Here is a 16,166-nt window from a genome sequence, read left to right on the forward strand (position 1 = left end):
ATTGCGGGGCTTGCTTGCGGTGTGGGCGGCGCTCTCACAGGTCGAAGTCGTAGTCCGACAACTGGCGCTGCAGGCGGCGTTCTTCCAGCAGGTTGTCGATGATGCGACGCTTGGTCAGGTTGGTCTTGGCCACCTCGACGCTGGTTTCCTCGCCGTCATCCTCTTCAACGCCGGCTTCGTCGTCGATCTCGAGTTCTTCTTTGGCTTTTGCCATGACATTCACTCCAACTTATGGGGTGGTAATGGCGCACCTTATAGCGACAAAGCCGTGGCTGGTAAAAAAGATTTTTTCAATCGTAAAGATAGGATTTCGAATAGTTGATCAATCGTCTGAAGTCTTGTGCTTGTATTCGCACAGGTCCTCGATCCGGCAGCTTCCGCATTGCGGCTTGCGCGCCTTGCAGACGTAGCGGCCATGCAGGATCAGCCAGTGGTGGGCATCGAGCAGGTACTCGCGCGGCACGAACTTCAGCAGTTTCTTCTCCACCTCCAGAACGTTCTTTCCCGGTGCTATGCCGGTGCGGTTGGCGACGCGGAAGATATGCGTGTCCACCGCCATGGCCAGTTGCCGGAAGGCGGTGTTGAGCACCACGTTGGCGGTCTTGCGGCCAACCCCGGGCAGGGCTTCGAGGTCCTCGCGGTTGTCGGGGACCTGGCCGCCGTGCTTTTCGATGAGGATGCGGCAGGTTTCGATGACGTTCTTCGCCTTGCTGTTGTAGAGGCCGATGGTCTTGATGTACTCCGACAGCCCCTCGACGCCGAGGGCGTGGATCGCCTCGGGGGTGTTGGCCACCGGATAGAGGCGGGCGGTAGCCTTGTTCACCCCGACGTCGGTGGCCTGGGCGGAGAGGATCACCGCGATGAGCAGTTCGAAGGGGGTGGTGTAGGCCAGTTCGGTCCTTGGCTCGGGGTTGTCTTCGTGCAGTCGGCGGAAGATCTCCGCGCGCTTGGCGGCATTCATTCAATCACTCCGGTGACGCGGACGCGCTGGCGCTGGGTGGCGGGTACGTCGCCCGCCTGCACCTTGGCGCGTTCCGCCAGGCTTTCATCGATACGGTTCTTCAGGGCGATCAGCAGGCCGAGCATGATGAACGCGCCCGGCGGCAGGATCGCCAGCAGGAAGCCCTGGTACTGCGGGAACGGCTGGATCTTCCAGTCCGCCGCCGCCGGGCCGAACAGCAAGTGCATGTCGGCCAGCAGGGTACCCTGGCCGAGCAGCTCGCGCAGGCCGCCGAGGACCAGCAGGACCAGGGCGAAGCCGAGGCCCATCAGCAGTCCGTCGAAGCTGGCGCGCAGCACGCCGTTCTTCGCCGCGAAGGCCTCGGCGCGACCGAGGATCACGCAGTTGGTGGTGATCAGCGGGATGAAGATGCCGAGGACCTGGTACAGCTCGTAGGTCCAGGCCTGCATCAGCAGTTCGATGCAGGTGGTCAGCACGGCGATGATCATGACGAACGCCGGTAGCCGGATCGCCTCGCTCACCGCGCCGCGCACCAACGATACCGCGGCATTGGAGCAGGCCAGCACGAGCATGGTGGCCAGGCCCAGGCCGAGGGCGTTGACCGTCGAGTTGCTGGTGCCCAGCAGCGGGCACAGGCCGAGCAACTGGACCAGGCCCGGGTTGTTGCGCCACAGGCCGTTGCGGGCGATCTCGCGGAAATCTTGTTCACTCATGTCCGGCAGCCTCTTCGGGGGCGAGCAGGCGTTCGCGGTTGGCGTCGAAGTAGCGCAGCGCCTTGTGCACGGCGCGGACCACGGCGCGCGGGGTGACGGTGGCGCCGGCGAACTGGTCGAACGTACCGCCGTCCTTCTTCACCGCCCAGCCGGCGTCCGCCGGATCGCCCAGGCTCTTGCCGTCGAAACCGTGCACCCAGGGACTCTTGGCCAGTTCGATGCGGTCGCCGAGGCCGGGGGTTTCCTTGTGCGCGACGACCCGCACGCCGAGCAGCCGGCCCTGGGCGGTGACCCCGACCAGTAGCTGGATGGCGCCGCTGTAGCCATCCGGCGCGCTGGCCTGGAGGATGACTGCGCTGGCCTGGCCGTGCAGGCGGGCGACATAGGCCGGACGCGGCGCATCCAGGCCGAGCAGCTTCGGCGCGAAGGTTGGCACCTGGCTGTCCAGCGGATGGTTGTCGTAGCTGCCCGGCGGCAGCAGTTCCAGCAGGGCGCGGCCGCGCGCCTCGCGCTGGGCTTCGGCGATGCGCGCTTCTGTGAATTGCTGCACCAGGGCCACCAGGCCCACCCCGACCAGGGCGAAGAGCCCGAGCAGGAGGGCGTTGCGCAGCATCGAACGGCGAGTCGCGGCGTCCATCAGTCGCCTGCCTTGAAGCCGCGCTCGGCCTTGCGATGGCCGTAGGTGCGCGGCCGGGTGTAGTAGTCGATGGTCGGCGCCGCCAGGTTCATCAGCAGCACGGCGAACGCCACGCCATCGGGATAGCCGCCCCAGGTGCGGATGACGTAGGTGAGGACGCCGACGCCGAGGCCGAAGACCAGCCGCCCGCGATTGCTGGTGGCGCCGGACACCGGGTCGGTGACGATGAAGAAGGCGCCGAGCATGGTCGCCCCGCTGAACAGATGGAACAGTGGCGAGCCATGGGAATCGGAGCCGGAACCATTCCAGAACAGCAGGCTCATGGCGAACAGGCCGGCGAGCATGCCCAGCGGCGCGTGCCAGGTGAACAGCCGGCGCCAGAGCAGGAACAGGCCGCCGAGGAGGAACGCCAGGTTGACCCACTCGCTGCCGGCGCTACCGAGGTGGCCGAAGGCCGGGTTGCCGGCGAACAGCTCATCGACGGTCAGGCTGCGGTCGGTCTTCAGCACGTCGAGGGCGGTGGCGTGGGCCCAGGCGTCCGGCCGGGTAGCGAGGCCGAGGAATTCGCGGAGGCTGTCGGGCAGGCCGAGGGCGCTGTCCGGCGAGGGCCAGCGGGTCATTTCCAGGGGAAACGAGACCAGCGCCACGACGTAGCCGAGCATCGCCGGGTTGAACGGGTTCTGTCCGAGGCCGCCGTACAGGTGCTTGCCGAATACCAGGGCGAAGAAGGTCGCCACCAGGGTCAGCCACCAGGGGGCGTAGGGCGGCAGGGCGACTGCCAGCAACAGGGCGGTGACCAGCGCGCTGCCGTCCTTGAGGAACACCCCCGGCGGACGTTTGCGCAGGGCCAGCATGGCGGCTTCGCAGGCCAGCGCGACGAGGCTGGCCCAGGCCAGGTTGAGCAGGGTGCCCGGGCCGTACAGCCAGGTCAGCGTCAGCAGGCCGGGGACGCAGGCGCCGAGCACCAGGCGCATGATCGCCGGGGTACGGTTGGAGCCGCGGGCGTGGGGCGAGGTGGGGCGGGGCAGGGCCATGGTCACTCCGTGCCGTGTTCGGTCAGGGCGCGCTCGGCGGCGCTCAGGCGCGCGCGGGCGGCGGCGAGTGCGGCGGCGTCGGCGTTCGCCAGGCGTTCGAGCTTCTTCAGGGCGGCGCGGGCGTAGGCCAGCTCGGTCTTCAGCTCGCGGGTGCGCGGGTCGACCGGGCGCTTGTCGATCCGCACCAGCTCCGGCGCCGGCTTGCCGCAGGCGTCCTCGGCGGCATGCAGGTCGCGCTCGGCGGCTTGCAGCTCGCCGCGCAGGCGTTCCAGCTCGCTGTCCATCACCCCGGCCTGCTCGGCCTTCTTCAAGGCCGCGCGCTTGCCGACCAGGGCGATCTTCGCCCGCTTCAGCGCCGCCTGGCCGTCGTCGCCGGGCGCCGCGGGCTTCGGCGCGTGACGCTCGAGGCGGGCCAGGGTGGCTTCGCAACGCTCGACCTCGGCGCGCAGTTCGTCGAGGGTCGCCCGCTGCTCGGCGCCGGGCGCTTCGCCGAAGGCCTTTTCCGAGCGCTTGAGCTGGGCGCGGGCCATGGCGGCCTGGGCCTTGGCCTTCTTCAGTTCGGCTTCGTCGTCGAGCGCGGCAGGCGGTGCGCTGGGTAGGTCGCGCGGCAGGCTGGCTTCGGCATCGGCCAGGGCCTTGTCGGCGGCCTCGGCGGCGGCGCGCAGTTCCGCGACCAGGCCATGCTGTTCCGGGGTGTCGTGGCTGAGCAACTGTTTCTCGGCCTTCTTCAGGGCCACCCGCGCCATGCTCGCTTCGATCTTCAGCCGTTTCAGCCGTTCGCTGCCGCTACCGGCCTGCTTGCGCGCCCTGGCCCGCTCGATCGCCGCCTGCACCGGGTCGACCGCCGTGGCGGGGGCGGCTTCCTCGCGCTCGGCCTGGGCGGCGCGCGCCAGCGCGGCCTTCTCCGCGCGTTGGGCGCGTTCTGCGGCCCGGCGCTCCTCGTCGCGGCGCAGGCGAGCCTGGCGTTGCTCGAAACGCTCACGGGATTGTTCGGCCTTCAGCAGCTTCTGCCGCTGCTCGCGGATCTCCGCCTTGGACGCGCGGTAGTACTGCACCAGGGGAATGCTCGACGGGCAGACGTAGGCGCAGGCGCCGCATTCGATGCAATCGAACAGGTTGTGGGCGAGCAATTGCTCGTGCTCGTCGCCCAGGGCGAAGAAATGCAGTTGTTGTGGCAGCAGGCTGACGGGGCAGACCTGGGCGCAGTCGCCGCAGCGGATACAGGGCATGGCCGGCACTGGTTCCGGCAGCTCCGTGGCATCGCCGGCGAGCAGGCAGTTGCAGGTCTTGATCAGCGGCACCGAGAGATCGGGCAGGGCGAAGCCCATCATCGGCCCGCCCATCAGCACGCGTTCCAGGCGTCCCTCGGCGAGGCCGGCGAACGCCAGCAACTCGTGTACCGGCGTACCGATCAGCGCCTCGACGTTCATCGGCCGCTCCAGGGCGCCGCCGGCGAGGGTAGTGATCCGCGAGATCAGCGGCCGACCGAGGACGACGGCATCGTGCACGGCGGCCAGGGTGCCGACGTTCTGGCACAGGATGCCGATGTCCGCCGGCAGGCCGTCCGCCGGGACTTCCCTGCCGGTGAGCAACTGGATCAGCTGGCGCTCGCCGCCCGAGGGATAGCGGGTCGGCAGGGCGACGATGCGATAGGGCCGTTCACCGAGGGCGGCGCCGAGGGCGGCGATGGCTTCCGGTTTGTCGTCCTCGATGCCGACCAGCACCTCTTCGGGGCACAGGATCTGCACCAGGATATCGATGCCGCCCAGCACCTGCGTGGCGCGCTCGCGCATGAGCAGGTCGTCGGCGCTGATGTAGGGCTCGCATTCGGCGCCGTTCACCACCAGCGTATGGATCTTGTCCGCCGGGCGCGCGGCGAGCTTGGCCGCGGTGGGGAAGCCGGCGCCGCCGAGACCGCCGATGCCGGCCGCGCGGATGCGTTCGAGCAACGCCAGCGGACTTTCGGCGCGGAAGTCCGGGCAGGGATGCAGCTCGGTCCAGCGCTCCAGGCCGTCGCTGGCGATGACGATGGCCGGCGCGGGAAGACCGGAGGCATGCGGATAGGGGTGTGCGCCGATCGCCACCACGGTACCCGAGGTCGGGGCATGCAGCGCGGCGCTGACGGTGCCGTCCGGGAGGGCGATGGTCTGGCCCTTGAGTACGGCCTGGCCGACTTCCACGCAAGGTCGCGCCGGCGCGCCGATGTGCTGGCCGAGCGGCACGATGTAGCGCTGCGCCAGCGGCGCCTGCTGGATCGGCAGGGCGGTGGAGCGCTCCTTGTTGGCCGGCAGGCAGAGGCCGCCGGGGAAGGCGTGCAGGGCGCTCATGCCGCTCGCTCCCGGTCGCTGGCGATCAGTCGCGGCGACGGCTGCGGCCATTTCCAGTGGCGCACGTCGTCCGGTATCTCGCGCATCTCGATGCAGTCCACCGGACAGGGCTCCAGGCACAGGTCGCAACCGGTGCATTCGTCGGCGATCACCGTGTGCATCAACCGTGCGGCGCCGACGATGGCGTCCACCGGGCAGGCCTGGATGCACTTGGTGCAGCCGATGCATTCGGCCTCGCGGATGTAGGCTACCCGCGGCGGGGTTTCCTCGGCGGCGTCGAGCGGCTCGGGCTCCAGGTCGAGCAGGTCGGCGAGGGCGCGGATGGTCGCTTCGCCGCCCGGCGGGCACTTGTTGATCTTGTCGCCGGCGGCGATCGCCTCGGCGTAGGGCTTGCAGCCGGGGTAGCCACACTGGCCGCACTGGGTCTGCGGCAACAGGGCGTTGACCTGCTCGGCGACCGGATCGCCCTGGACGCGGAAGCGCACCGCCGCATAGCCGAGCAGCGCACCGCCGGCCAGGCAGATCGGCAGCAGCGCGCCGATCGCCAGGAACACGCCGTTCATGGCCGGACCAACCCGCTGAAGCCCATGAACGCCAGCGACATCAGGCCGGCGGTGATCATGCCGATGGCCGCGCCGCGGAACGGCGCCGGCACGTCGGCGATGGCGATGCGCTCGCGCAGGGCGGCGAACAGCACCAGCACCAGGGAAAAGCCCAGCCCGGCGCCGAAGCCCTGGGTAGTGGCCTGGAGGAAGCCGTATTCAGCCTTGTTGGCGTTGAGCAGGGCGACGCCGAGGACGATGCAATTGGTGGTGATCAGCGGCAGGAAGATGCCGAGCACCCGGTACAGCAGCGGGCTGGTCTTCTTCACCAGCATCTCGGTGAACTGCACCACCACCGCGATCACCAGGATGAAGCCGATGGTGCGCAGGTACTCCAGGTCCAGCGGGCGCAGCACGTAGCGTTGCAGGATATGGCTGCACATCGCCGCCAGGGTCAGGACGAAGGTGGTGGCGAGGGACAGGCCGATGGCCGTCTCGATCTTCCGCGACACGCCCATGAACGGGCACAGGCCGAGGAACTGCACCAGGACAAAGTTGTTGACCAGGATGGCGCTGACCAGGATCAGGGCGAGTTCAGTCATACGCGAAGCATTCGTTGCAGGGCCGGGGCCGTCGGGGGAAATCCCCTATTATCGGGTGGGATTGCCCTGCAAGGCTAGCGCAAACACGTACGAAAGACCGGGAGACGGACTGCCGTTGCGTCTCCCGGGGTCGCGCTCACTGCAACCTGGCCCGCTCCAGCAGCGCCCAGGCCAGGGCGAAGGTCGGTTCGCCATCCTCGCTCTGCTCGCTGGCGCTGACCACGATCCACCGCGCGCCCGCCGGCTTGGCTGCCCACAGGCGGTATTCGCTGCCGGCGGAGCCGCCGTCGTCTTCCTCTACCTTGTAGCGCGCCTCGCCGTCGCCCAGGCGCCTGCTCGCCAGGTCGGGCGGGGGCGGCGCGTCCTGGCGCTGGACCTCCAGTTGGCGTGGGTTGCGCAGCTTGCCGCCTTCGTCGAAGCGGAAGCCCTCGGCGCTGCGCCGCGCGTCGAAGCCGACGGGGCGCTCCACCACCAGGCCGTTCGGGTGGGTCAGGGTCTTGTCGAAGTCCACCCCGGACTCCGCGGTGCAGGCCAGCAGGGCGAGGCTGGCGAGAATCAGGGCGACTGTCTTCATGGGAACCTCATTCCAGGGTCGAGGAAGGTGGCGTAGGCATCGTCGACGAACATCGGCCAGCCCGGCGACAGGTTGTCGTCCCAGGGCCGCGAGGTGTATTCCGAGGCCAGCGCGCGGACATTGTCCCGCGGCCAGTTGCGCGGATTGCCGGCGTAGGCGCGGAGATCGATGGAGGGAAATGCGCCGCGGGTCTTCGGCAACTTGCGCAGGTCCTGTTGCGACGCGAGGTTGGCGACGTAGCGGATGTAACGGGCGGTGGCGAAGATGTTGAATTCGTCGGAAGCCAGCAGGGTGGCGACCGCCTTGCGCGACAGACCGCGGCGCACCGGCTGGCCGAGCAGGTCGGTGAACAGCTCGTACTTGATCGCGGTGGAGACCACCACCTGGCCGAGGCCGATGGAGGTGTTGGCGCTCTTGATGCTGACTGCCGCCTGATAGTCCTTGGCGTCTTCGTCGCGGGTCTGGTCACGCTGCTCGGCGAGGATGATCGCGCCGATCAGTTGCGGCGTCAGGTCGTATTTGCGCGCGGCCGCGGACATGACCTTGGCCCGCGACGGCGGGTTGCCCGGATAGGCGTCGGGGAACAGCGTGCTGATCGGCTGGCCGACCAGCGTCTGTGCCTGGTTCAGCTTGTCTTGCGGCGAAAGCTGGCTCAGGTAGGCGCCCAGGTCGCCGAGCGGGTTGCTGTACTTGGTGACGGTCGCCGGGTCCTTGTTGAGCAGCTTGAGCTGGTCGCCGAAGGCAATGGACGGCAGGTCGGTCGGATTGACGCCGGTGGCGCCGACCCCGCTGAACGGACCCTGGATCGCCTGGCTGGCCACCCCGGTGGCGCCGGCCGCGGCGAAGCCCAGGCGACCGGCGGCGTCGGCGAGGTCGGCGCAGATGTCGAAGAAAGTGATGGTGGGGAAGTAGATCCAGTTGTCGGTCTGGGTGCCCAGGGGATTGTTGATCAGGCTGCGGATCAAGGCATTGCGTGCCTGGTAGCGCTGCATGGTGGTGCGCCCGGCGATGCTGGCGATCAGCGAGCGCGCCAGTTCCGGCGGGCCCACCCGCTGGAACAGCTTGATCAGCGAGCCGCTCTTGTCGAGTGCGGCGATGGTCGCATCGGGCACGTTGTCGTTGCGGATCGCGGCGATCACCCGGCGGGCTTCCTGGCGGGTCACCTGCCAGTCGTCCCAGCTATAGGAAATCAGTGACTCGATCAGGTCGCTGGTGGCGGTCATCGGTCTTCCTCCTTGTGAGTTGCCAGGCCCGTCAGGCGGTCCTGGGCGAAAGAGCGGACCCTCCCGGTCCGCCCGTATGCCTGGGCTCAGCGCGCCTCGTTCTTGCCGGGCCGCCGCAGCCAGCGCCACAGGCCGCGCAGCAACAGGCCCAGCGGCAGCAGCACGACGAGGAACGGCAGGCTGTAGGCGAAGAACTTCATCGCGGCGATGGTGCCATCGACAAGGTCGTCGAGCAGTTGCCCGGCGGCCGTGGCGAGCTGGCCGAGGCGGCTGTCCGGCTGCGCCTCGCTGCTGAAGCTCAGGGTCAGCAGGTTGGTAGCGATGCGCCGCTGCTGCTGGGCGCCGGCCTGGGCGTTGTCGGCCAGTTGGGCTTCCACCGCGGCGATTTCCTTGGCCAGGGCCAGCAGGTCGCCGACGCTCATGTCCTTGCGCCCCTGGTATTGCTGCAGGGTCTGGTACTCGCGTTGCAGGCGCTCGCGTTGCTGGCGGGTGTCGGCGACCGCCTGGGCCAGGTCCTCGGCGCGGGTCTGCCGGCTTTCCAGCGTGCCGCCCTGGGCAGCGGCCGCGACCAGCTTCTCCACGCCGTCCGGGACGATGCGCACGGTGAGTTCGGCGTAATGGCCGATACCGCCGCGTTGTTCGATGGCGAGCACGTCGCACTGGCCGAAGCGCTCGCTGTTGCAGGCGTCGCGGCTGGCGGCGAGTTGCGCGTCGATACGCGCGGCGGGAAGGCGGATGCCGACGCGGTGTTCGTAGGCGAGGGCGGTGCCGGGTTTGCCCGTCTCGCCCTGGAAACCGGCATTGCCGGAGACGCTTTCGGCGTGTTCGGCGGAGCATCCGTAGAGCGCCGCCAGCAGGACGCCGGCGGCAAGCTTCCATGCGTTCATTCTATCGAGCCCTCCGTGGCTTCGTGGTCTGCGTTACTTGACGCGCTGGCCCGGCTTGGCGCCGCTGTCCGGACTCAGCAGGTAGATCTCCTCGCCACCCGGGCCGGCGGCCAGGACCATGCCCTCGGACACCCCGAACTTCATCTTGCGCGGCGCCAGGTTGGCCACATAGAGCGTCAGGCGGCCTTCCAGGGCACTCGGGTCGGGATATGCGCTCTTGATCCCGGAGAACACGTTACGCTTCGCGTCGCCGATGTCCAGCGACAGGCGCAGCAGCTTGTCGGCGCCTTCGACGAATTCGCACTTCTCGATCAGGGCGATGCGCAGGTCGACCGCGGCGAAAGCGTCGAAGTCGATCTCCGCGGCGATGGGTTCCTTGACCAGCTCGCCGTTGCCGGCGGGTTGGGATGCGGCGGCGAGGTCTTCCTTGGAGGCTTCGATCATGGCTTCTACTTTCGCGGGCTCGATACGGGTCATCAGGGGCTGGAACGGGTTCAACTGGTGGTTGGCCAGCAGGGTCTGGTGGTCGGCCCAGGTCAGCGGGGCGACGTTGAGGAAGGCTTCGGCGGCGGCGGCCAGCTTCGGCAGCACCGGCTTGAGGAAGATCACCAACTGGCGGAACAGGTTGATGCCCAGGCCGCAGACGGCCTGGACCTTGTCCTGCTGGCCTTCCTGCTTGGCCAGCGCCCAGGGCGCCTGTTCGGCGATCCAGGCGTTGGCGCGGTCGGCGAGGGCCATGATCTCGCGCATGGCGCGATTGAAGTCGCGGGCCTCATAGGCCTCGGCGATGCCCGGTGCGGCCTCGCGGAAGGCGGCGAGCAGCTCCGGCGCCGGATCGGCGCCGACCAGCACGCCGGCGTTGCCCTTGTGGATGAAGCCGGCGCAGCGGCTGGCGATGTTGACGACCTTGCCGACCAGGTCGGAGTTGACCTTCTGCACGAAGTCCTCGAGGTTCAGGTCGAGGTCCTCGACGCCGCGGCCGAGCTTGGACGCGTAGTAGTAGCGCAGGTATTCCGGGTCCAGGTGGTCGAGGTAGGTGCGCGCCTTGACGAAGGTGCCGCGCGACTTGGACATCTTCTGGCCGTTCACGGTCAGGTAGCCGTGCACGTTCAGCGCGGTCGGCTTGCGGTAGCCGGCGCCTTCGAGCATGGCCGGCCAGAACAGCGCGTGGAAGTTGACGATGTCCTTGCCGATGAAGTGGTACAGCTCGGCGCCGGAGTCCTTGCCCCAGAACGCGTCGAAGTCCAGCTCGGGACGCCGCGCGCAGAGGTTCTTGAAGCTGGCCATGTAGCCGATCGGCGCGTCCAGCCAGACGTAGAAGTACTTGCCGGGAGCGTCGGGAATCTCGAAGCCGAAGTACGGCGCGTCACGCGAGATGTCCCACTGCTGGAGGCCGCTGTCCAGCCATTCGGCGAGCTTGTTGGCCACCGACTCCTGAAGGGCGCCGCTGCGGGTCCATTGCTTGAGCATGGCCTCGAAGTCCGGCAGTTTGAAGAAGTAGTGCAGCGATTCCTTGAGCACCGGGGTGGCGCCGGAGATCGCCGATTTCGGGTCCTTCAGTTCGGTCGGGGCGTAGGTCGCGCCGCAGGCCTCGCAGTTGTCGCCGTACTGGTCGGCGGTGCCGCACTTCGGGCAGGAGCCCTTGATGAAGCGGTCGGCGAGGAACATCTGCTTTTCCGGGTCGAAGTACTGGGTCACCGGGCGGGTGTCGATGTGCCCGGCGTCGCGCAGTTTCAGGTAGATCGCGCTGGACAGCTCGCGGTTCTCTTCCGAGTGGGTCGAGTGGTAGTTGTCGAAGTCCACCAGGAAGTCGGCGAAGTCGCCCATGTGCTCGGCGCGCACGGCGTCGATCAGTTGCTCGGAGGTGATGCCCTCGCGCTCGGCGCGGAGCATGATCGCCGAACCGTGGGCGTCGTCGGCGCAGACGTAGACGGCCTGGTTGCCACGCATCTTCTGGAAGCGCACCCACATGTCCGTCTGGATGTACTCCAGCATGTGTCCCAGGTGAATGGAACCGTTGGCGTAGGGGAGGGCGCTGGTAACGAGGATCTTGCGTGGTTCGGACATGGGTTCGGCTTATCGGCTGAGAGCTAAACGGATCGGTCACTATAAAGAAGCGGCGGTTTTTTTTCATCCGCGCGCCACTCGGGTAGGATGACCGGCATCGATTCCCCGCTTAACCCTCAGGAAATCCCCCATGTCCGCTATCACTCGCCAAACGGTGGAAGCCACCCTCCGCCAGTACCAGGACCCCTATCTGAACCAGGACCCCGTCAGCGCCGGCTGCCTGCGCGAGGTGGAGATCCAGGGCGACCGCGTGCGGGTGCGCCTGGAACTGGGGTACGCCGCCGGGCTGTTCAGAAACGGCCTGGCGCAAACCCTGCAAATGGCCCTGGAGGCGCTCGACGGCGTCGCTCGCGCCGAGGTCCGGGTCGACTGCGTGATCCAGCCGCACAAGGCACAGCCGCAGGTCGAGGTGATGGGCAACGTGAAGAACATCGTCGCGGTGGCTTCCGGCAAGGGCGGCGTCGGCAAGTCCACCACCGCCGCCAACCTGGCCCTGGCCTTGGCCCGCGAGGGTGCGCGGGTGGGCATCCTCGACGCGGACATCTACGGACCCAGCCAGGGCATCATGTTCGGCCTGCCGGAAGGCACCCGGCCGAAGGTCCGCGAGCAGAAGTGGTTCGAGCCCCTGGAGGCGCACGGGGTGCAGGTGATGTCGATGGCCTTCCTCACCGACGACAGCACGCCGGTGGTCTGGCGCGGGCCGATGGTCTCCGGTGCCCTGATCCAACTGATCACCCAGACCGCCTGGGACAACCTCGACTACCTGGTGGTGGACATGCCGCCGGGCACCGGCGACATCCAGCTGACCCTGGCGCAGAAGGTGCCGGTGGCCGGCGCGGTGATCGTCACCACCCCGCAGGACCTGGCGCTGCTCGACGCGAAGAAGGGCGTGGAGATGTTCCGCAAGGTGAACATCCCGGTGCTCGGCGTGGTGGAGAACATGGCGGTGCATATCTGCTCCAACTGCGGCCATGCCGAGCACCTGTTCGGCGAGGGCGGCGGCGAGAAGCTGGCGGCGCAGTTCGGCGTCGAGCTGCTGGCGTCCATGCCGCTGTCGATCGCCATCCGCACCCAGGCCGACAGCGGCCGGCCGACGGTGATCGCCGATCCGGAAAGCCAACTGGCGATGCTCTACCAGGAAATCGCCCGCCATGTCGGCGCGCGCATCGTTCTCAGCGAGCGGGCCAGCGTCGGCCTGCCGAACATCAGCATCAGCGACGACTGAGGCGCTCGGGCAGCCGTCGGCGACGGCTGCCTTTGCCCTGGGGCGGCGGCCCCGGTAAGATTCGCGATCATTTTTCGCAGCTTTCGACAGGACACCCTCCATGACCATCAAATCGGACAAGTGGATTCGCCGCATGGCTCAGGAGCACGGCATGATCGAGCCGTTCGTCGAGCGCCAGGTGCGCGGCGCGGACGACAGCCGGGTGATTTCCTACGGGGTGTCCAGCTACGGCTACGACGTGCGCTGCGCCGCCGAGTTCAAGGTGTTCACCAACATCCATTCGGCGGTGGTCGATCCGAAGAACTTCGACGAGAAAAGCTTCGTCGACATCAACAGCGACGTCTGCATCATCCCGCCGAACTCCTTCGCTCTGGCGCGCACCGTCGAGTACTTCCGCATCCCGCGCGACGTCCTGACCATCTGCCTGGGCAAGAGCACCTACGCGCGTTGCGGCATCATCGTCAACGTCACCCCGCTGGAGCCGGAGTGGGAAGGCCATGTGACCCTCGAGTTCTCCAATACCACCAACCTGCCGGCGAAGATCTACGCCAACGAAGGCGTGGCGCAGATGCTCTTCCTGCAATCCGACGAGGCCTGCGAAGTGTCCTATAAGGACCGTGGCGGCAAATACCAGGGCCAGCGCGGCGTGACCCTGCCAAAAGCCTGACGCCAGAGCGTTTCGACACCGGAAACCGGGCCTGGCGCCCGGTTTTTTCATGCCTTTTCCGCCAACCCCTCGCTGTTCCCCGCCGGCCGCTCTGGCACGCCTTATCGCGGGCGGGCAGGGGCTTATGCGCAGGCGGCCGCCCGTCCTGTGAAATCTGGCAGTTACCGTTAGCTTTCGAATTGGCTAAAAAGTGTTCATCGGCTACGCGTGAACACGGACGCCAATCGTTTGCGCAGGCCGATCTGCAAGACCCACACAAGCCCCTCGCCTGAAGGGGTACGCATCCGCCGTGGCTGGTCCGCGCGGATGGCCGCTGAGTTACTTGTCTGCCGTTCGAACAATAAGAACGAACTCTACGTAATGCCGGGATACCCGTGGCAGCGATAGCTGTTTGCCTGTTCGAAAATTTTTGGGAGGTGTGAAATGCGGCGCGAAAGTCTGTTGGTATCGGTTTGCAAGGGCCTGCGGGTACATGTCGAGCGCGTTGGGCAGGATCCCGGGCGCAGCACGGTGATGCTGGTCAACGGCGCGATGGCGACCACCGCCTCGTTCGCCCGGACCTGCAAGTGCCTGGCCGAACATTTCAACGTGGTGCTGTTCGACCTGCCCTTCGCCGGGCAGTCGCGTCAGCACAACCCGCAGCGCGGGTTGATCACCAAGGACGACGAGGTGGAAATCCTCCTGGCGCTGATCGAGCGCTTCGAGGTCAATCACCTGGTCTCCGCGTCCTGGGGCGGCATCTCCACGCTGCTGGCGCTGTCGCGCAATCCGCGCGGCATCCGCAGCTCGGTGGTGATGGCATTCGCCCCTGGACTGAACCAGGCGATGCTCGACTACGTCGGGCGGGCGCAGGCGCTGATCGAGCTGGACGACAAGTCGGCGATCGGCCATCTGCTCAACGAGACCGTCGGCAAATACCTGCCGCCGCGCCTGAAAGCCAGCAACCATCAGCACATGGCTTCGCTGGCCACCGGCGAATACGAACAGGCGCGCTTTCACATCGACCAGGTGCTGGCGCTCAACGATCGGGGCTACCTGGCTTGCCTGGAGCGGATCCAGAGCCACGTGCATTTCATCAACGGCAGCTGGGACGAATACACCACCGCCGAGGACGCCCGCCAGTTCCGCGACTACCTGCCGCACTGCAGTTTCTCGCGGGTGGAGGGCACCGGGCATTTCCTCGACCTGGAGTCCAAGCTGGCCGCGGTACGCGTGCACCGCGCCCTGCTCGAGCACCTGCTGAAGCAACCGGAGCCGCAGCGGGCGGAACGCGCGGCGGGATTCCACGAGATGGCCATCGGCTACGCCTGAACCCTTGACCTGCGAAGACCCGGCCTGGCCGGGCTTTGCGGTTGCATAACGCACGGAGTAGCCCCATGCACGCCATCCTCATCGCCATCGGCTCGGCCGGCGACGTATTTCCCTTCATCGGCTTGGCCCGGACCCTGAAATTGCGCGGGCACCGCGTGAGCCTCTGCACCATCCCGGTGTTTCGCGACGCGGTGGAGCAGCACGGCATCGCGTTCGTCCCGCTGAGCGACGAACTGACCTACCGCCGGACCATGGGCGATCCGCGCCTGTGGGACCCCAAGACGTCCTTCGGCGTGCTCTGGCAAGCCATCGCCGGGATGATCGAGCCGGTCTACGAGTACGTCTCGGCGCAGCGCCATGACGACATCGTGGTGGTCGGCTCGCTCTGGGCGCTGGGCGCACGCATCGCTCACGAGAAGTACGGGATTCCCTACCTGTCCGCGCAGGTCTCGCCATCGACCTTGTTGTCGGCGCACCTGCCGCCGGTACACCCCAAGTTCAACGTGCCCGAGCAGATGCCGCTGGCGATGCGCAAGCTGCTCTGGCGCTGCATCGAGCGCTTCAAGCTGGATCGCACCTGCGCGCCGGAGATCAACGCGGTGCGCCGCAAGGTCGGCCTGGAGACGCCGGTGAAGCGCATCTTCACCCAATGGATGCATTCACCGCAGGGCGTGGTCTGCCTGTTCCCGGCCTGGTTCGCGCCGCCCCAGCAGGATTGGCCGCAACCCCTGCACATGACCGGCTTCCCGCTGTTCGACGGCAGTATCCCGGGGACCCCGCTCGACGACGAACTGCAACGCTTTCTCGATCAGGGCAGCCGGCCGCTGGTGTTCACCCAGGGCTCGACCGAACACCTGCAGGGCGACTTCTACGCCATGGCCCTGCGCGCGCTGGAACGCCTCGGCGCGCGTGGGATCTTCCTCACCGGCGCCGGCCAGGAACCGCTGCGCGGCTTGCCGAACCACGTGCTGCAGCGCGCCTACGCGCCACTGGGAGCCTTGCTGCCATCGTGCGCCGGGCTGGTCCATCCGGGCGGTATCGGCGCCATGAGCCTGGCCTTGGCGGCGGGGGTGCCGCAGGTGCTGCTGCCCTGCGCCCACGACCAGTTCGACAATGCCGAACGGCTGGTCCGGCTCGGCTGCGGGATGCGCCTGGGCGTGCCGTTGCGCGAGCAGGAGTTGCGCGGGGCGCTGTGGCGCTTGCTCGAGGACCCGGCCATGGCGGCGGCCTGTCGGCGTTTCATGGAATTGTCACAACCGCACAGTATCGCTTGCGGTAAAGCGGCCCAGGTGGTCGAACGTTGTCATAGGGAGGGGGATGCTCGATGGCTGAAGGCTGCGTCCTGAACGGTGCTGGCATAACAGATAGGGTTGCCATGATTTTGCCGTATCGGCAA

Annotated in this window: 16 protein-coding genes; 4 read left to right on the top strand and 12 right to left on the bottom strand. The window is 67.5% G+C overall.

The window, feature by feature from the left end; genetic code table 11:
* Positions 1-34: 34 nt before the first annotated feature.
* From ACYAF3_RS18725 to metG, 12 genes are all read right to left on the bottom strand, one after another.
* The gene (locus ACYAF3_RS18725) at positions 35-214 is read right to left on the bottom strand and encodes a PA3496 family putative envelope integrity protein (RefSeq protein ID WP_003092052.1); all 180 of its coding nucleotides are present in this window, start codon (positions 212-214) and stop codon (positions 35-37) included.
* Between the two features lie 108 nt (positions 215-322).
* Positions 323-961, bottom strand: a complete 639-nt coding sequence (gene nth / locus ACYAF3_RS18730) for an endonuclease III (RefSeq protein ID WP_003092050.1) — start codon at positions 959-961, stop codon at positions 323-325.
* Entirely contained in the window at positions 958-1,674 is a 717-nt protein-coding gene (locus tag ACYAF3_RS18735) for an electron transport complex subunit E (RefSeq protein WP_003107418.1), read from the bottom strand. The genes nth and ACYAF3_RS18735 overlap by 4 nt, the downstream gene beginning before the upstream one ends.
* A complete protein-coding gene (gene rsxG, locus ACYAF3_RS18740; protein WP_003092047.1) occupies positions 1,667-2,311 on the bottom strand; it encodes an electron transport complex subunit RsxG in 645 nt (214 codons plus the stop codon). Before rsxG ends, ACYAF3_RS18735 begins: the two co-directional genes overlap by 8 nt.
* Complete coding sequence (locus tag ACYAF3_RS18745; RefSeq protein ID WP_003117527.1) at positions 2,311-3,345, bottom strand: RnfABCDGE type electron transport complex subunit D; 1,035 nt, start codon at positions 3,343-3,345, stop codon at positions 2,311-2,313. Before ACYAF3_RS18745 ends, rsxG begins: the two co-directional genes overlap by 1 nt.
* 2 nt (positions 3,346-3,347) lie before the next feature.
* A complete protein-coding gene (rsxC, locus tag ACYAF3_RS18750; RefSeq protein ID WP_033987131.1) occupies positions 3,348-5,672 on the bottom strand; it encodes an electron transport complex subunit RsxC in 2,325 nt (774 codons plus the stop codon).
* Positions 5,669-6,235, bottom strand: a complete 567-nt coding sequence (gene rsxB, locus ACYAF3_RS18755) for an electron transport complex subunit RsxB (RefSeq protein WP_003103780.1) — start codon at positions 6,233-6,235, stop codon at positions 5,669-5,671. The genes rsxC and rsxB overlap by 4 nt, the downstream gene beginning before the upstream one ends.
* Positions 6,232-6,816, bottom strand: a complete 585-nt coding sequence (gene rsxA / locus ACYAF3_RS18760; RefSeq protein WP_003092041.1) for an electron transport complex subunit RsxA — start codon at positions 6,814-6,816, stop codon at positions 6,232-6,234. Before rsxA ends, rsxB begins: the two co-directional genes overlap by 4 nt.
* 136 nt (positions 6,817-6,952) lie before the next feature.
* Entirely contained in the window at positions 6,953-7,390 is a 438-nt protein-coding gene (gene tsi3 / locus ACYAF3_RS18765) for a T6SS effector muramidase immunity protein Tsi3 (protein WP_003113900.1), read from the bottom strand.
* Entirely contained in the window at positions 7,387-8,613 is a 1,227-nt protein-coding gene (gene tse3, locus ACYAF3_RS18770; protein ID WP_003092026.1) for a type VI secretion system effector muramidase Tse3, read from the bottom strand. Before tse3 ends, tsi3 begins: the two co-directional genes overlap by 4 nt.
* 86 nt (positions 8,614-8,699) lie before the next feature.
* Positions 8,700-9,500, bottom strand: coding sequence for a DUF4349 domain-containing protein (locus ACYAF3_RS18775; protein WP_003103776.1), 801 nt, complete (start codon positions 9,498-9,500; stop codon positions 8,700-8,702).
* A gap of 33 nt (positions 9,501-9,533) precedes the next feature.
* Positions 9,534-11,567, bottom strand: a complete 2,034-nt coding sequence (gene metG, locus ACYAF3_RS18780) for a methionine--tRNA ligase (RefSeq protein ID WP_017001839.1) — start codon at positions 11,565-11,567, stop codon at positions 9,534-9,536.
* 130 nt (positions 11,568-11,697) lie between these two features.
* Here metG and apbC point away from each other — a divergent pair, with 130 nt between their 5' ends.
* From apbC to ACYAF3_RS18800, 4 genes are all read left to right on the top strand, one after another.
* Positions 11,698-12,792, top strand: coding sequence for an iron-sulfur cluster carrier protein ApbC (gene apbC, locus ACYAF3_RS18785; protein WP_003092020.1), 1,095 nt, complete (start codon positions 11,698-11,700; stop codon positions 12,790-12,792).
* A gap of 100 nt (positions 12,793-12,892) precedes the next feature.
* Positions 12,893-13,459, top strand: coding sequence for a dCTP deaminase (gene dcd, locus ACYAF3_RS18790; RefSeq protein ID WP_003092017.1), 567 nt, complete (start codon positions 12,893-12,895; stop codon positions 13,457-13,459).
* Between the two features lie 423 nt (positions 13,460-13,882).
* Positions 13,883-14,770 carry a 3-(3-hydroxydecanoyloxy)decanoate synthase gene (rhlA, locus tag ACYAF3_RS18795; RefSeq protein ID WP_003092013.1) on the top strand — a complete coding sequence of 296 codons (888 nt, stop codon included), beginning with the start codon at positions 13,883-13,885 and terminating at the stop codon, positions 14,768-14,770.
* Between the two features lie 65 nt (positions 14,771-14,835).
* Complete coding sequence (locus ACYAF3_RS18800; RefSeq protein WP_003092007.1) at positions 14,836-16,116, top strand: glycosyltransferase; 1,281 nt, start codon at positions 14,836-14,838, stop codon at positions 16,114-16,116.
* Positions 16,117-16,166: the final 50 nt, after the last annotated feature.

This window comes from Pseudomonas sp. TZ252 (genome assembly GCF_056110345.1).

Excerpts from the sequence above, each read along its gene's own strand:
- ACYAF3_RS18725 (WP_003092052.1), bottom strand. The coding sequence starts at position 214 with ATGGCAAAAGCCAAAGAAGAACTCGAGATCGACGACGAAGCCGGCGTT.
- nth (WP_003092050.1), bottom strand. The coding sequence starts at position 961 with ATGAATGCCGCCAAGCGCGCGGAGATCTTCCGCCGACTGCACGAAGAC.
- ACYAF3_RS18735 (WP_003107418.1), bottom strand. The coding sequence starts at position 1,674 with ATGAGTGAACAAGATTTCCGCGAGATCGCCCGCAACGGCCTGTGGCGC.
- rsxG (WP_003092047.1), bottom strand. The coding sequence starts at position 2,311 with ATGGACGCCGCGACTCGCCGTTCGATGCTGCGCAACGCCCTCCTGCTC.
- ACYAF3_RS18745 (WP_003117527.1), bottom strand. The coding sequence starts at position 3,345 with ATGGCCCTGCCCCGCCCCACCTCGCCCCACGCCCGCGGCTCCAACCGT.
- rsxC (WP_033987131.1), bottom strand. The coding sequence starts at position 5,672 with ATGAGCGCCCTGCACGCCTTCCCCGGCGGCCTCTGCCTGCCGGCCAAC.
- rsxB (WP_003103780.1), bottom strand. The coding sequence starts at position 6,235 with ATGAACGGCGTGTTCCTGGCGATCGGCGCGCTGCTGCCGATCTGCCTG.
- rsxA (WP_003092041.1), bottom strand. The coding sequence starts at position 6,816 with ATGACTGAACTCGCCCTGATCCTGGTCAGCGCCATCCTGGTCAACAAC.
- tsi3 (WP_003113900.1), bottom strand. The coding sequence starts at position 7,390 with ATGAAGACAGTCGCCCTGATTCTCGCCAGCCTCGCCCTGCTGGCCTGC.
- tse3 (WP_003092026.1), bottom strand. The coding sequence starts at position 8,613 with ATGACCGCCACCAGCGACCTGATCGAGTCACTGATTTCCTATAGCTGG.
- ACYAF3_RS18775 (WP_003103776.1), bottom strand. The coding sequence starts at position 9,500 with ATGAACGCATGGAAGCTTGCCGCCGGCGTCCTGCTGGCGGCGCTCTAC.
- metG (WP_017001839.1), bottom strand. The coding sequence starts at position 11,567 with ATGTCCGAACCACGCAAGATCCTCGTTACCAGCGCCCTCCCCTACGCC.
- apbC (WP_003092020.1), top strand. The coding sequence starts at position 11,698 with ATGTCCGCTATCACTCGCCAAACGGTGGAAGCCACCCTCCGCCAGTAC.
- dcd (WP_003092017.1), top strand. The coding sequence starts at position 12,893 with ATGACCATCAAATCGGACAAGTGGATTCGCCGCATGGCTCAGGAGCAC.
- rhlA (WP_003092013.1), top strand. The coding sequence starts at position 13,883 with ATGCGGCGCGAAAGTCTGTTGGTATCGGTTTGCAAGGGCCTGCGGGTA.
- ACYAF3_RS18800 (WP_003092007.1), top strand. The coding sequence starts at position 14,836 with ATGCACGCCATCCTCATCGCCATCGGCTCGGCCGGCGACGTATTTCCC.